We start from the raw sequence: 14,089 nt of genomic DNA, 5'->3' as shown, positions 1-14,089 counted from the left end.
CCCGCCGCGGAGGCGGGCAAAAACGAGAGGGCGGTCAGCGGCGGACGATCCTCCACACGACGAGGCTCGCCGCGCCGAGCGCCACGGCTCCGGCCGTGGCGTAGACGACGACGGGGTTCTCCTTCATCGTGGTGTCGAACACCTCGCGCCCGCGGTCGTACAGGCGCTGGGCCTGGCGCGGCACGTTGAGCTTGTCCTCGATGGCGTCCAAGGTCGCGGCGAGCTTCTCACGGGTCGACTCGATGTCCGACCGCAGCTCCCCGAGCTGGCGCTCCTTGTGGCTCAGGTTCGAGTCGTCACCGGTCATACTTCCCCATTCCCTTGATCGCTCGGACGTCGTTCTTCACGCTCTCCAGGGAGTCCTGCGGCACGGGCGGGACGCCCTTCTTCACCTCGCGCACTCCGAGGAGCGCGAGCACCGCCGTGATCGCGAAGAGCACGACCAGGACGATCAGGGCGGAGAGCCAGGCCGGCAGCCAGATGGCGAGGACCAGGATCACCGTCGTCAGGAACACCGCGAAGGCGAAGAAGCCGAAGAACGCGGCGCCGGCGAAGAGCCCCGCGCCGAGCCCGAGCTTCTTGAGCTTGTCGGTGAGCTCCTTCTTGATCTGCTCGATCTCGGCGCGGATCAGCTGCGAGATCAGGCCGGGGACGTCACCGAGAAGTTGGATCAGCGACTTCTTCTTGGTGTCGTCGCCCCGGGAGGCCGCCGGGACGGCTCCCCTCTTCGTGTCGTCGCCCCGAGGCTGGACCGGGACGGCTCCGCTGCTCACTCGAAGGGCGGCCGGTCGCCCGCCCCCGGCTGCGAGGCGCCGGGGATGGTCGTGCCGGACGCGGTCGTGCCGGTGGTGGTGTTGCCCGAGGTGATGCCGCCGTCGCCTGCGGCTCCGGTGCCGCCGGCTGCACCCGTGGCGCCGGTGCCGCCCGAGGAGCCCGAGCTCGAGGAGCCCTTCTGCGAGAAGCGCTGCGTCGTCCGCTTCGTGACCTGGTCGACGACCTTCTTGCCGGCGTCCGTCACCTTGGACTGCACGTCGGGCGCGTGGTCGTCGACGAAGCCCTGGACCTGCTCGACCCGCTTCTGCACCGCGGGGCTGTTCCAGAACTTGTCGGCGCCGGCCTTGATCTGCTCGTAGCGCTTCCGGCCCGCCCGGGCACCGAGGACGTACCCGACCGCAGCTCCTGTGACGAACACCAGCTTGTTCTTCATGACCGCTCCGATCCGAACGAAATAGGCGAGTTCCCTCAGAGTAGCGGCATCGCCTCAGGGCCCGTCGGGCGGGTTGACAGGGCGGGCGCCGGGGGTCAAACGGCCCGGCCGGCGCGGTCGCCGTCGGCGAGAACGGACGCCAGACCGGTGCCCGCGACCCAGGCTCCGGCGACCTCGAGCCCGGGGATCTCCGCGACCGCAGCCCGCACGTCCTCGATCCGGGAACGCATGCCGATCAGGGCACGCTGGCTCTCCTGAGTCCAGGGCGTCACGGCGGAGCCGACCACGGTCAGCTCCCAGGGCTCCCGGCCGAGCAGGCGCGCGGCGTCCGCGAGCGCCTCCTCCGCCCCGGTTCCCTCCGCGGCATCCCCTCGATAGCTCAGCCGGAGGACGTGCCGTCCGGCCGGCAGGCGGGCGGCCAGCCACGGCCACTTCGCCGACGCATGGGTGAGCGCCCCGGCGCGCACCCCGGGCACCCCGTCCGCGACGAGGACACCCGATCCCCGCGGCGCCTCGTCGAGGACCGGGGCGTCGACCACCAGCGTCACGACCGTCGTGCGGTGGGCCGCCGGCCAGTCCTCCAGCAGGCCCGGCAGGAGGGGCGCCAGGAGCCGCCGGGCGGACGCGCCGGAACCGGCGAGGATGACGCGGTCAGCGACCTGCGGCCCGCTCGGGGTCTCCACCCGCCAGCCGCCCGGTTCCCGGGTGAGGGCCGTCGCGGGAGTCGATCGGAGGACCCGCACGCCGAAGCGGTCGAGATCCCGCTCGAGGGCGTCCACCAGGGTGGCCATGCCGCCGTCGAGGCCCCGCACCGCCGATCCCGCCGGCGCGGAGGCGCGCAGCTGCAGGACCGCCGACGAGAGCGACCCGGAGCGGGTGAGGGCGCCGTTGAGTCCCGGCGCGAGGGCCTCCACGTCGGCCTCGCCGGGGTCGACCGCGTACACGTTCCGGACGACCGGGGTCACGAGCGTGTCGAGGACCGCGGAGCCCATGCGCCGGCGCACCAGCCGGCCCAGGTTGGTCTCCCTGCCGATGGTCAGGACGGGCAGGACGCTGTCGAGCCAGGCGCGCAGCGCCGCGCGGCCGCCGAGGACCGCGCGCACGTCGTCGGCGAGAGGCGAGCCGGGGATGCCGAGGATGCCGGCCGCGGGCAGCGGGAACGGGCCGCCCGAGGTCTGCAGCCACGCGCCGGACGCCGCCGGCGACACGGGCTCGAGCCCGAGGGCCGCGAACAGGTCGAGCGCGGTCCTGCCGCGGGCCGCGATGCTCTCGGCCCCGGTGTCCAGCCGGACGCCGCCGACCTCCTCGCTCGCCACGGCGCCGCCGAGCCGGTCCGTCGCCTCGAGGAGGGTGACCTCGGCGCCCGCGAGCACCGCGGAGCGCGCCGCGACCAGGCCGGCCGCGCCACCCCCGATCACGACGACGGACGTCATGACGGCGGCAGCGAGTGCACGAAGGAGACGAGGCGCGTGAGCACGTCGGGGTCCGCCTCGGGGGGCACGCCGTGGCCGAGGTTGAGGACGTGCGCCGGAGCCGCTCTCCCCTGCTCGACGACCTCGAGGACGTGGCGCTCGAGGACCGGCCACGGCGCGGCGAGCATGGCGGGATCGATGTTGCCCTGCAGCGGCAGGGGCCCGACGCGGCGGGCCGCCTCGTCGAGGGGGATGCGCCAGTCCACGCCGATCACGTCCGCGCCGGCCGACCTCAGGTCACCGAGGATCTCACCGGTCCCGACGCCGAAGTGCACGAGCGGCGCCCCGAGGTCGCGGACCGCGTCGAGCACACGGGCGGAGGCCCACGCCACCGAGGTGACGTAGTCGCGGCGGGAGAGGGAGCCCGCCCAGGAGTCGAACAGCTGGCCGGCGCTCGCGCCCGCGAGCAGCTGGGCCCGGAGGAACGCGCCCGACGCGTCGGCCGCCCACTCGAGCAGACCGTGCCAGGCGTAGGGATCGGCATGCATGAGGGTCCGTGCGCGCAGGTGGTCCTTCGAGGGGCCGCCCTCGACGAGGTAGGCCGCGAGAGTGAAGGGAGCGCCGGCGAAGCCGATCAGCGGGGTGCCGCCGAGCGCATCGACCGTGAGCCGGACCGCCTCGGCGACCGGGGCGAGCGCCTCCGGGTCGAGGACGAGGTCGCGCAGACGGGCAACGTCCCCGGCGGTGCGGATCGGCTGCTCGATGACCGGTCCGCGCCCGGGCTCGATGTCGACCTTCACTCCCGCCAGCAGCAGCGGGATCACGATGTCGCTGAAGAACACCGCGGCGTCGACGCCGTGGCGGCGCACGGGCTGCAGGGTGATCTCGCTCGCGAGCTCCGGCCGCAGGCAGGACTCGAGCATCGGGATCCCCTCGCGGACCGCCCGGTACTCGGGGAGCGAGCGTCCCGCCTGGCGCATGAACCAGATCGGCGGGGTCGGCTGGCGCGTTCCGCGGTAGGCGGACACGAGCGGCGACGAGGAGGTCCGCCCGTCGACGAGGGGATGGCTGGCGGGCAGAGGCACGGCTCCCAGTGTTCCACGCAGGGGCACGGCCTCCGCTCGGAACCGGCGCCCAGCCTGGGGCTCTAGAATTCTGGGGTGCTCCTGTGTCTTTCCGCGAGTCATCGCACCGCGGCCTTCGACCTCCTGGAGCGGCTGTCCGTCGGCGCGACCGACCTCGGCACCGAGCTCGTGGAGGCGAGCCCCTCCATCGAGGGAGCTGTTGTCCTCGCTACCTGCAACCGGTTCGAGGCCTACCTCGATGTCGACGGCTCCGCTCGCGCCGACGAGAGCGAGCGGGCCCTCCGCCGCGTCGCCGAGCTGACCGGGGTCGACGGGGACCGGCTGCGCGAGGCCGTCGTCGTGCACTCCGACGCGGCGGTCGCCGAGCACCTCTTCGCCGTGTCGAGCGGACTGGAGTCGGTCGTCGTCGGCGAGGGCGAGATCGCCGGCCAGGTCCGGCGCGCGCTCGAGCGGGCACGGGCCCAGGGCACCACCTCGACGCACCTCGAGCGGCTGTTCCAGCGCGCCTCCACCGCGTCCCGCGAGGTGCAGAACACGACCGGACTCGGCGGGGCCGGCCGGTCGATCGTCCGGCTGGCGCTCGACCTCGCCTCCTCGCGCATCGCCGACTGGCGCGACCAGGACGTCCTCCTCGTCGGGACGGGCGCCTACGCGGGCGCGAGCCTGGCCGCCCTGCGCGACCGCGGCGTCGGAGAGGTCGCCGTCTACTCGCCGTCGGGCCGCGCCTCGCGCTTCGCCACCCGGGAGGGAGTGCGGCCGATCCGCGATCTGCGGTCCGCCCTCGAGACCGCGACCGTCGTGGTCACCTGCAGCGGCGCCAGCACGTACGTGCTCACCCCGGAGCTGGTCGCCGCGCGTCAGGCCACCGGTCCCCTCTTCGTGATCGACCTCGGCCTGCCCCGGAACGTCGACCCGCGCGTCGGCGAGCTCCCCGGCGTGGAGCTCCTCGACCTCGAGACGATCCGCCTGCACGCCCCGCTGAGCGAGCTGGCCGCGCCGGACGAGGCGCGGGACCTGGTCGGCCGCGCGGCCGCCCAGTTCACCGCGGAGAGCAGCGAGCACCAGGTCACGTCCGCGGTCGTCGCGTTCCGGACCCACGTCTTCGGGATCCTCGAGGCCGAGCTCGCGCGCCTCGGCGAGCGCGGGCTGCGGGACCAGACGACCGAGCGTGCGCTGCGCCATCTGGTGAGCGTGCTGGTGCACCAGCCGACCCAGCGGGCGAAGGATCTGGCGCGCGCCGGTCAGGGCGAGCGCGTCGTCGACGCCCTCAACACGCTGTTCGACCTCGGGACGGGGCTCGACGAGGAGGAGCGCGGCCGGGCCTCCGAGGCCGGCTGACCCCGCTCTCCCTCGCGCTCAACAGGCACTTCTGACTCCAACAGGCCGGCGGGCGGCGTGTCCTGCTGTTGGCGGCGATTCCGCCTGTTGAGTGCTAGTGGACGTACTCGAGCAGGTCGATGCCGAGGGTCCGCATCGCGCCCAGGGCGCCGAGGCGGTCCGGGAGACGACGATCCGGGAACACCAGCGTCACGGCGTACGACACTCCCGCGCGCGGCCCGCGGAGCACGCCCGCCTCCGCCCGCACGCCCGGCTCCGATCCGGTGATGTTGAACAGGGCGAGGCCGTGATCCGACCGGGTGTGGGCGAGCGGGTCCAGCCCGAAGGCGCTGGCGACCATCGAGAGGTCCATGCCGAGGGCGAGCCAGTCGGCCACCCGGTAGCTGGTGGCGGCGTCGACGATCTCGCCGCGCGCGATCCCGGACATCAGCCAGGTGAGCTCGTCGGCCGCCCCCACCGAGAGCTGCGGGGCGTCGTCGGGACCGCGACGGTCGCGCACCCGGTCGAGGAGGGCCGTCTTGCGGATGCCGAGCGACTCCGCCCGCCGCCACACGGCCTCGAGTCCCACTCGCCGCAGGAGGGCGTTCGTCGCCATGCTGTCCCTCGTCGATCCGACGAGCGCGGCGAGGTCGGCGAGCGGGAACGACGGAGCCGACAGGTGCTGCCAGATGCCCGCGGTCGCGGAATCGTCCTCCGGCTCCCGGTCGAGGATCTCGTAGCGGGAGTCGAGTCCGCTGCCGAGCCGGGCCGAGACCTCGAGCAGGAGCAGCAGCTTCCCCACGTCCGCCGTGGGCAGGACGACGGTGTCGTCGACCGAGAGCAGGACCCGCCCGCTCAGGAGGTCGATCGCCCGTGCGGACACCTTGGCGCCCGCGAGCGCGACGTCCGCCAGAGCGCTGAAGCCGGCGGCGAAGTTCTCGGCCGCATCGAAGCCGCGGTGCCGGCCCGACCCCTGGCCTCGTCCTCCGCGTCGCGTGCTGTCCGTGATCACCAGATCGTGACACGCTCCGCAGGGTCCAGCCACAGCGCGTCGGCGGGTGTGACCCGGAACGCGTCGTAGAACGGCGCGAGGTTGCGCACGATCTGGTTGCAGCGGAACTCGCTCGGCGAGTGCGGGTCGATCGTGAGGAGCCGGATGACCTCCTCGTCGCGTGCCTTCATCTGCCAGGCCTGAGCCCAGGAGAGGAAGAAGCGCTCCGCGCCGGTGAGCCCGTCCACGACGGGCGGCTCCTGGCCGTCCAGGGACAGCACGTAGGCCTTCCAGGCGATGCCGAGGCCGCCGAGGTCGCCGATGTTCTCGCCCACGGTGAGCGCTCCGTTGACCTTGTGGTCGGGCACCTGCTTGGGCGCGAGCCGGCTGTACTGCTCGATGAGGACGGCAGCACGCTGCTCGAACGCGGCCCGGTCCTCGGGTGTCCACCAGTCGGTGAGGCGGCCGTCGCCGTCGAAGCGCGAGCCCTGGTCGTCGAACCCGTGGCCGATCTCGTGCCCGATCACGGCGCCGATGGCGCCGTAGTTGGCGGCGGGATCCCGGTCCGGGGTGAAGAAGGGGTACTGCAGGATGGCCGCCGGGAAGACGATCTCGTTGAACCCGGGGTTGTAGTACGCGTTGACCGTCTGCGGCGTCATGAACCACTCGTCACGGTCGAGCGGCCTGCCGATCTTCCCGAGCTCCCGGTCGAACTCGTACTCGGAGGCGCGGCGCACGTTGCCGAGGAGGTCGGCGGCGTCGATCTGCAGCGGCGAGTAGTCCCGCCACTTCACGGGGTAGCCGATCTTGGGGGTGAACTTCTCGAGCTTGTCGAGGGCACGCCGTCGCGTGTCCTCGCCCATCCAGTCGAGGGACTCGATCGAGCGGCGGTACGCCTCCACCAGGTTCGCGACGAGGGCGTCCATCGCCTCCTTCGCCGCAGGCGGGAAGTGCCGCTCCACGTACACCTTGCCCACGGCCTCGCCCATCGAGCCCTCGACGAGCGAGACGCCCCGCTTCCAGCGCGCCCGCAGCTCGGGGGTGCCGGTGAGGGTGCGGCCGTAGAAGTCGAAGTTCTCCTCGACGAAGACGGACGGGAGGTAGGGAGCGGCCTGGTGCACGAGCTGCCAGGCGAGCCAGTTGCGCCACGCCTCGAGCCGCTCCTCCACGAGGAGGGCGCCGAGGCCCTCGAGGAAGCTCGGCTCCCGCACGACCACCTCGTCGAGGGCCCCCGCGGGTGCGCCGAGACCCGTCAGCCAGATCGAGAGGTCGGCGCCGCCGCCGGTCGAGACGAGCCCCGCGGCGTCCGCCCAGGTGCGCAGGTTGTAGGTGGCCTGGCTGTCGCGAGTCCGGACGTTGTCCCAGTGCGCGGCGGCGATCGCGGTCTCCAGCTCGAGCACCGAGCGCGCGCGCTCCGCGGCGTCGTCGAACCCGGCCAGTGCGAGGAGACGCTCGACGTGCCCCAGATAGGCCTCGCGGATCTCCGCGAACTTCTCCTCGCGGTAGTAGCTCTCGTCCGGCAGGCCGAGGCCGCCCTGCTCCATGAAGACGAGGTACCGTTCCGGACTGCCCGGGTCGTTGTCCACGAAGAGCTGCACGAAGCCCGGCGCGCCGCGGCGCTCCAGACGACCGACGGTCTCGAGCAGCGCCGGGATCGAGTCGACGGCGCGTGCCGCGGCGAGGACGTCCTCGAGAGGCGCCGTCCCGAGCTGCTCGACGCGCTCCTCGTCGAGGAAGCTCGCGAAGAGGTCGCCCAGCTTGCGCTCCTCCGTCCCCGGCTCCGCCTGCTGCGCCTCGGTGACGATCTCGCGGACCGCCTTCTCGGCCTCCTCGGCGAGGACGTAGAACGAGCCGTACCGCGCCCGGTCCGACGGGATCTCGGTGCGCTCGATCCAGCGGCCGTTCACGTGCCGGAACAGGTCGTCCTGCGGTCGGATGGCCGGGTCGAGCTCCTCGAGGGCGATGCCGGAGGACAGGGCGGGAGCGTTGTCGGTCATGGCTCACCAGCCTATTCGGCGCCTCCGCCATCCCCCGGTGCTGACTAGCGTGAAGGGGTGAGCTCTCCCCTGACCCGGGGCCAGGTGACGGCGTGGCGCAACGCCGTGTTCGTCACGTTCGCCCTCTCGGGCCTCGCGGTCGCGACGTGGCTGTCGCGGGTGCCCGCCGTCCGCGACGAGTTGCAGGTGTCCACCGGGACGCTCGGCTTCGTCCTGTTCGGGATCGCGGCGGGGTCGATCGCCGGACTCACCGCCTCGAGCCACATCATCGCCGCCATCGGCACCGCCCGGTCGGTCCTCGCGAGTCTCGCCGTCGGCGCGCTCGGCCTCCCGCTGGCCGGCATCGGAGCCGCCCTCGGCAGTCCGCTCCTGTGCTTCGCCGGGCTCGTGGTGTTCGGGCTGGGGAACGGCGTGTGCGACGTCGCCATGAACGTCGCCGGGACCGCGAACGAGCGCGCGCTCGGCCGCACCGTCATGCCGCTGTTCCACGCGATGTTCAGCGGCGGCACGGTCCTCGGCGTCGGGATCGGCGCGCTCGCGGAGGCCGCCGCGGTCCCGGTCCTCCTGCACATGTCGGTCGTCGCGATCCTGATCGCGGTCGCGATCGCCGTCACGGTCCGGTTCTACCAGTCGGAGCGCCACGACGAGCCGGAGCCCGCTCACGACGCACCCGCCGAGACCTGGCGGAGTCGGCTCGCCGTCTGGCTGGAGCCGCGGACGCTCGTGGTCGGGGTGCTCGTCCTCGGCATGGCGTTCGCGGAGGGGTCGGCGAACGACTGGCTGCCGCTCGCCATGGTGGACGGCCACGGCTTCGACAACGCCGCGGGCGCTGTCGTGCTCGGCGTCTTCCTCGTGTCGATGACCGTCGGGCGGCTGGGCGGCACCGTCCTCCTCGACCGCTTCGGCCGGGTCCCGGTCCTGCGCGCGTCCGCGCTGCTCGCGGTCGCCGGTCTCGCGCTCATCGTCTTCGTCCCGGTGCCCTGGCTCGCCGTCGCGGGCTCGGTCCTCTGGGGTCTTGGCGCGGCGCTCGGTTTCCCCGTCGGCATGTCGGCGGCCGGCGACGACCCCCGGCAGGCGGCCGCCCGGGTCAGCGCGGTGGCGACCATCGCCTACCTGGCGTTCCTCGCCGGACCGCCCGTCATCGGTGTCCTCGCCGACCAGGTCGGCCTGCTGCTCGCCCTCTCGACCGTGCTCGTCCTCGTCGCGGTCTCGGGTCTGGTGGCGGGCTCCGCGCGGGAGCGCCGTTCGGCGCCTGTCGGAGCCAAGCCCGGCGCCGAGCGCGGTTAGCATCGACGGATGCGCCTGGTCGTCGCCCGCTGCTCCGTCGACTACGCCGGCCGGTTGAGCGCCCACCTCCCGCTCGCGACACGCGTGCTCATGGTGAAGGCCGACGGCTCGGTGCTCGTCCACTCGGACGGCGGCTCCTACAAGCCCCTCAACTGGATGAGCCCGCCCTGCTCGCTCGTGGTCGCCGAGCCGGACGACGAGCAGCGCGCGGCCGGCGTCACCGAGCTGTGGACCGTGACGCACGCCAAGACGAACGACCTGCTCGTCGTCTCGCTGCACGAGGTTCTCTCCGACTCGTCCCACGAGCTCGGCGTCGATCCCGGGCTCGTCAAGGACGGCGTCGAGGCGGACCTGCAGAAGCTGCTGGCGGAGCAGATCGAGCTGCTCGGGGACGGTCACACCCTGGTCCGCCGGGAGTACATGACGGCCATCGGCCCCGTCGACATCCTCGCCCGGGACGGCGACGGCCGGTCGGTGGCGGTGGAGATCAAGCGCCGGGGCGAGATCGACGGTGTCGAGCAGCTCACGCGCTATCTGGAGCTGATGAACCGCGATCCGCACCTCGCGCCGGTCTCCGGTGTGTTCGCCGCGCAGGAGATCAAGCCCCAGGCGCGCACGCTCGCGCAGGACCGCGGCATCCGGTGCCTCGTCCTGGACTACGACGCGATGCGCGGGATGGACGACGTGCACGCCCGCCTGTTCTGAGCAACCGCTCAGCGCAAGCCGTAGCCGCCGCGCCCCTTCGGGCGTACCGTGCGGGCATGGAAAACAACGAGCGCATCAATCCCTCCGACGACGCCGTCCGCGAGGGGTTCGATCAGACCAACTCCCTGGCCGGCGACCAGCTCGGCGAGTCCGACGGGACGGTGGACGGCCAGCTGCAGAGCAGTGCCGATCGTGGAGGCGACGACGACAGCCTCCTCGCCGGGGACAACGACGCCGACGACCGCGGCGAGGGCAACGGATTCCTTCCCGGCAACCCGGCGCGGGGCGGCTCCGGCGGCATCTGATGCCCGCTGAGAACCGGGACAGGGGGCGCGGCCGCACTGGGCCGCGCCCCCTTGTCCCCCGCTCGGGGAAGGGCAGGAGGTCGACCGGCCGACCTAGGGTGGATCGCATGTACCCCTCGTGGAGCTGCGTGCTGTTCGACCTGGACGGCACCATCGCGGACTCCGCCGCGGGCATCACCGGGACCCTCTCGGACACCCTTCAGGCGATGGGCAAGCCGGTGCCGACCCCCGCCCAGCTGCTCGAGTTCGTGGGGCCGCCGATCCTCGACGGCTTCGCGGCTCTCGGGCTGGACGAGGAGGAGAGCCAGACGGCGCTCGCGCTGTACCGCCGGCGCTACACCGAGCGGGGCGCCTTCGACAGCTCAGTCTTCCCCGGCATGGAGGACACCCTCCGGGCGATCCGGGAGGCGGATCTCCCGATCGCGCTCGCGACGTCCAAGCCGGAGTCGCAGGCGCGGCGGATGCTCGAGCACTACGGGCTCGTCGACCTCTTCGCCTTCGTCGGCGGGGCCTCGGACGACGAGAGCCGCAGCGAGAAGGCCGACGTCATCGCCTACGTGCTGCACAACCTCCGCCGGATGGGGGTGGACCTGACCCGCCCGGTGATGGTCGGCGACCGCATCCACGACGTCGAGGGAGCGGCCGCGAACGGTCTGCCCACCGTGTTCGTGGACTGGGGCTACGGCTCGGACCTCGAGAAGGCGGGCACGATCGCCGTGGCCGACGAGCCCGGTGACCTCACCTGGATCCTGCTGGGCGAGGCGCTGCCCGCGACCGGCACCGACTGACTCGGCTCGGGCCGTGCCGCCAGAACCGGCCCTCGACACGCTCCTCCGTGTCGAGGCGCGCGCCGCGGGGGCTAGGTGCGGTGGATGCGGGCCTCCCACGGCCGCAGCAGCCCCGGCGTCCCCTCGTCCGGGTAGTTGGTGGAGAGGAGCCTGGTCCCCTCCGTCTCAGGAAGAGCCAGCTCGACGTCCTCGCTCGTGAAGTTCGCCGCCACCACCGCTCGCGCGCCCTCGTGCTCCCGCTCGAACGCCCAGATGGCCGGGTGCTCCGGCAGCAGGAGCCGGAATTGCCCGAGCGCGACGACCGGATCGCTGTGCCGCAGGGCGATGAGCATGCGGTAGTGGGCATACACGGAGGTGGGGTCGTCGCGCTGAGCGGCGGCGTTGAGCCATGAGTGGTTGGGGTTCACGTCGATCCACGGCCTGCCGCTCGTGAAGCCCGCCTGCTCCCCGTCCGTCCACTGCATCGGGGCGCGCGCGTTGTCGCGGCTGATGCGGCGCATCGCGGCGAGCACGGTGTCGGGGTCGAGCCCGAGCTGATTGACGGCCGCGTCGTAGTAGTTGAGCGACTCGATGTCGCGGAACTCGCGGATGTCCTGGAAGTCGACGTTCGTCATCCCGAGCTCCTCGCCCTGGTAGACGTACGGCGTCCCGCGATGGAGGTGGAGGACCGTCGCGAGCGCGGTCGCCGACTCGTACCAGAAGCGCCCGTCGTCTCCCCACCGGGACACCACGCGCGGCTGGTCGTGGTTGTTCCAGTAGAGACTGTTCCAGCCCCGGGTACCGAGGGCGTCCTGCCACCGCGCGAGCGATCGCTTCAGGTCGACGACGGTGATGGGCCGGTGCACCCACTTGCTGCCCTCGCCGTCGAGGGAGACGTGCTCGAACTGGAACACCATGTCCAGCTGCCCGGTCTCGGAGTCGGTGAAGCGCAGGCCCTGCTCCGGTGTCACCCCGGGCATCTCGCCGACCGTGAGGTAGGTGCCGGGGCGGGGATCGAAGACCTCCCGCCGCATCTCCGCGAGGTGGTCGTGGATGCGGGGGCCGTAGGAGAAGTAGGGGAAGCCGTCGCCCCATCCGCTCGGGCCGACCTCACCGTCGGGCAGCTCGGGATCCTTGGACAGGAAGTTGACGACGTCCATGCGGAAGCCGTCGATGCCCCGGTCGAGCCACCAGCCCATCATCCGGAAGACGGCTGACCGCACCTCCGGGTTCTCCCAGTTCAGGTCCGGCTGCTTCCGGGAGAACAGGTGCAGGTAGTACTGACCGCGTTCCGGCACCCACTGCCAGGCCGAGCCGGAGAAGAAGGAGCCCCAGTTGTTCGGCTCGGCTCCCGGCGTCCCGCCCTCGAAGCCGGGGCGGGGGTCCCGCCAGATGTACCAGTCCGCGGTGGCGGTGTCGCGACCCTGCCGGGACTCCTCGAACCACGGATGCTCGTCCGAGGTGTGGTTGACGACGAGGTCCATGACGAGCCGCATCCCCCGCTCGTGCAGCGCGGCGATGAGGTCGTCGAGGTCTCGGAGGGTGCCGAACATCGGGTCGATGTCCTGGTAGTCGCTGATGTCGTACCCGTTGTCGTCCTGCGGAGACCGGTAGACCGGAGACAGCCACACGACGTCGACGCCGAGGTCGGCGATGTGGTCCAGGTGATCGAGGATCCCCCGCAGGTCCCCGATCCCGTCCCCGTCGGCGTCGGCGAAGCTGCGCGGGTAGACCTGGTAGACCACGGCCGACCTCCACCAGGGATCGGTGGTGAGGCGGCCGGCCGGAAGCGGGGAGGAGAGGCCCATGCGCCCATTCAATTCCTCTCCCGTCCCGGCCGCTCCCCCTTGGCACCCCGGCCCCGACCTGTAAACCCCCCTGATGTCGCGCTCTCCCGCCGGTAGCGTGACCGGTTCGAGCGAAGGGGGACCCGTGCGGTTCTGGAAAGGCCTGACCCGGAAGAGCGACGAGCGAGGACCGGTGCCGCTGCCGGTCGCGGTGGCGGCCGCCGTCGTGGTCGGCGCGCTCGTCTCGGTGCAGGCGCGGGTGAGCGCCGATCTCGCCGAGCGGTCCCACGTGTACGCCGCCGCCTGGGTCACCGTGGCCACGGGCACGGCGATCCTGCTCGTCGTGATCGCCGCCTCCGCCAAGGCCCGCCGCGGCTTCGGGCAGGTGGCGTCCGCCATCCGCGCTCGGACGCTGCCGTGGTGGGCCCTGCTCGGCGGCATGGCCGGCATCTTCTTCGTCGTCACGCAGGGGACCGCAGCGGGCGTCCTCGGTCTCGCGATCTTCGGGATGGCCGTGGTCGCGGGTCAGGTCGTCGGCGGGCTCGTGTTCGACTGGATCGGGCTGGCGGGCCGGCCGCACAAGCCGTCCCTGCTGCGCGTCGTCGGGTCGATCCTCGCCATCGCCGCGGTCGCCTTCGGGGCTGTCACGGCCGAGGACGCGAACATCGACCTGCTCCTGATCGCGATGGCCTTCGTGTCCGGCCTGGGTCTCGCCGCGGCGTCGGGCGCCACCGGCCGGCTGCACGGGGCCGCGGGCAGCGCGATGACCGCGGGCATGATCAACCACATGCTGGGCCTCACGATCGTCGTCGTGATCCTGCTGGCCACAGCCCCCGGCGACTTCTCGGGGTTCCAGTTCCCCGCCGAGCCGTGGCTCTACGTCGGCGGCGCGATCGGCGTGGTCGGTGTCGCGGCCGGCGCGATCCTCGTCCAGAGGCTCGGCGTGCTCCTCCTCGGCCTCGGCATGGTGGCCGGCCAGCTGCTCGGCGCGCTCCTGCTCGAGCTCATCGTCCCGACCGGCACCTCGGCGCTGTCGCCCTCCACGTTCGTCGGCATCGCGCTCACGCTCGTGGCGGTCAGCATCACCGCGCTGGACGCGAAGAAGGGTGCGGCAGGAGCGGAGAAGGGTGCGGCGGGCGCCGAGAAGGAGGCCGCAGCAGGCGAGAAGCAGCGCGAGGACGAGCCGTCCGCACGCATCCGGGCGAGAGGATCCGAGAGCGCGGCCTGAC

The 14,089-nt window shown here is 72.5% G+C and carries 14 protein-coding genes; 6 read left to right on the top strand and 8 right to left on the bottom strand.

Features of this window, described 5'->3' with window-relative positions:
• Positions 1–34: 34 nt before the first annotated feature.
• The 5 genes from J3P30_RS06025 to hemE form a co-directional block, all read right to left on the bottom strand.
• Positions 35–307: a DUF3618 domain-containing protein gene (locus tag J3P30_RS06025; RefSeq protein ID WP_210480038.1), complete on the bottom strand. Its 273-nt coding sequence runs from the start codon at positions 305–307 to the stop codon at positions 35–37.
• The gene (locus J3P30_RS06020) at positions 297–773 is read right to left on the bottom strand and encodes a phage holin family protein (RefSeq protein WP_210480037.1); all 477 of its coding nucleotides are present in this window, start codon (positions 771–773) and stop codon (positions 297–299) included. The genes J3P30_RS06025 and J3P30_RS06020 overlap by 11 nt, the downstream gene beginning before the upstream one ends.
• Positions 770–1,207, bottom strand: a complete 438-nt coding sequence (locus J3P30_RS06015) for a YtxH domain-containing protein (RefSeq protein WP_210480036.1) — start codon at positions 1,205–1,207, stop codon at positions 770–772. Before J3P30_RS06015 ends, J3P30_RS06020 begins: the two co-directional genes overlap by 4 nt.
• Before the next feature lie 95 nt (positions 1,208–1,302).
• Positions 1,303–2,640, bottom strand: a complete 1,338-nt coding sequence (locus J3P30_RS06010; RefSeq protein ID WP_210480035.1) for an NAD(P)/FAD-dependent oxidoreductase — start codon at positions 2,638–2,640, stop codon at positions 1,303–1,305.
• Complete coding sequence (gene hemE / locus J3P30_RS06005; RefSeq protein ID WP_307807416.1) at positions 2,637–3,704, bottom strand: uroporphyrinogen decarboxylase; 1,068 nt, start codon at positions 3,702–3,704, stop codon at positions 2,637–2,639. The genes J3P30_RS06010 and hemE overlap by 4 nt, the downstream gene beginning before the upstream one ends.
• A gap of 75 nt (positions 3,705–3,779) precedes the next feature.
• On the opposite strand from hemE, the gene J3P30_RS06000 reads away from it, so the two are divergent.
• Complete coding sequence (locus tag J3P30_RS06000) at positions 3,780–5,042, top strand: glutamyl-tRNA reductase (RefSeq protein ID WP_210480033.1); 1,263 nt, start codon at positions 3,780–3,782, stop codon at positions 5,040–5,042.
• Positions 5,043–5,136: 94 nt separating this feature from the next.
• On the opposite strand, the gene J3P30_RS05995 is transcribed toward J3P30_RS06000, so the two are convergent.
• Both J3P30_RS05995 and J3P30_RS05990 read right to left on the bottom strand, forming a co-directional pair.
• Entirely contained in the window at positions 5,137–6,033 is an 897-nt protein-coding gene (locus tag J3P30_RS05995; RefSeq protein WP_307807415.1) for a serine hydrolase, read from the bottom strand.
• Entirely contained in the window at positions 6,030–8,009 is a 1,980-nt protein-coding gene (locus J3P30_RS05990; RefSeq protein ID WP_210480032.1) for a M13 family metallopeptidase, read from the bottom strand. Before J3P30_RS05990 ends, J3P30_RS05995 begins: the two co-directional genes overlap by 4 nt.
• A gap of 57 nt (positions 8,010–8,066) precedes the next feature.
• On the opposite strand from J3P30_RS05990, the gene J3P30_RS05985 reads away from it, so the two are divergent.
• From J3P30_RS05985 to J3P30_RS05970, 4 genes are all read left to right on the top strand, one after another.
• A complete protein-coding gene (locus tag J3P30_RS05985; RefSeq protein WP_210480031.1) occupies positions 8,067–9,296 on the top strand; it encodes an MFS transporter in 1,230 nt (409 codons plus the stop codon).
• 9 nt (positions 9,297–9,305) lie between these two features.
• The gene (gene nucS, locus J3P30_RS05980; protein ID WP_210480030.1) at positions 9,306–10,001 is read left to right on the top strand and encodes an endonuclease NucS; all 696 of its coding nucleotides are present in this window, start codon (positions 9,306–9,308) and stop codon (positions 9,999–10,001) included.
• A gap of 56 nt (positions 10,002–10,057) precedes the next feature.
• The gene (locus J3P30_RS05975; RefSeq protein WP_210480029.1) at positions 10,058–10,306 is read left to right on the top strand and encodes a hypothetical protein; all 249 of its coding nucleotides are present in this window, start codon (positions 10,058–10,060) and stop codon (positions 10,304–10,306) included.
• Positions 10,307–10,413: 107 nt separating this feature from the next.
• Positions 10,414–11,094, top strand: coding sequence for an HAD hydrolase-like protein (locus J3P30_RS05970; RefSeq protein ID WP_210480028.1), 681 nt, complete (start codon positions 10,414–10,416; stop codon positions 11,092–11,094).
• A gap of 71 nt (positions 11,095–11,165) precedes the next feature.
• On the opposite strand, the gene J3P30_RS05965 is transcribed toward J3P30_RS05970, so the two are convergent.
• The gene (locus J3P30_RS05965; RefSeq protein WP_210480027.1) at positions 11,166–12,881 is read right to left on the bottom strand and encodes an alpha-glucosidase; all 1,716 of its coding nucleotides are present in this window, start codon (positions 12,879–12,881) and stop codon (positions 11,166–11,168) included.
• Positions 12,882–13,005: 124 nt separating this feature from the next.
• On the opposite strand from J3P30_RS05965, the gene J3P30_RS05960 reads away from it, so the two are divergent.
• Positions 13,006–14,088 (top strand): DMT family transporter, encoded by a 1,083-nt coding sequence (locus tag J3P30_RS05960; protein WP_210480026.1) that lies wholly within the window; start codon positions 13,006–13,008, stop codon positions 14,086–14,088.
• Position 14,089: the final 1 nt, after the last annotated feature.

The sequence above is a fragment of the Naasia sp. SYSU D00948 genome (assembly GCF_017916515.1).
In the GTDB taxonomy this organism is placed as follows: Bacteria; Actinomycetota; Actinomycetes; order Actinomycetales; family Microbacteriaceae; genus Naasia.
This window is presented reverse-complemented; position numbering and strand designations above follow the sequence as displayed.

Bases quoted from the DNA above. Each gene is read 5' to 3' on its own strand.
- J3P30_RS06025 (WP_210480038.1), bottom strand. From the start codon at position 307: ATGACCGGTGACGACTCGAACCTGAGCCACAAGGAGCGCCAGCTCGGG.
- J3P30_RS06015 (WP_210480036.1), bottom strand. From the start codon at position 1,207: ATGAAGAACAAGCTGGTGTTCGTCACAGGAGCTGCGGTCGGGTACGTC.
- J3P30_RS06010 (WP_210480035.1), bottom strand. From the start codon at position 2,640: ATGACGTCCGTCGTCGTGATCGGGGGTGGCGCGGCCGGCCTGGTCGCG.
- J3P30_RS05990 (WP_210480032.1), bottom strand. From the start codon at position 8,009: ATGACCGACAACGCTCCCGCCCTGTCCTCCGGCATCGCCCTCGAGGAG.
- nucS (WP_210480030.1), top strand. From the start codon at position 9,306: ATGCGCCTGGTCGTCGCCCGCTGCTCCGTCGACTACGCCGGCCGGTTG.
- J3P30_RS05975 (WP_210480029.1), top strand. From the start codon at position 10,058: ATGGAAAACAACGAGCGCATCAATCCCTCCGACGACGCCGTCCGCGAG.
- J3P30_RS05970 (WP_210480028.1), top strand. From the start codon at position 10,414: ATGTACCCCTCGTGGAGCTGCGTGCTGTTCGACCTGGACGGCACCATC.
- J3P30_RS05965 (WP_210480027.1), bottom strand. From the start codon at position 12,881: ATGGGCCTCTCCTCCCCGCTTCCGGCCGGCCGCCTCACCACCGATCCC.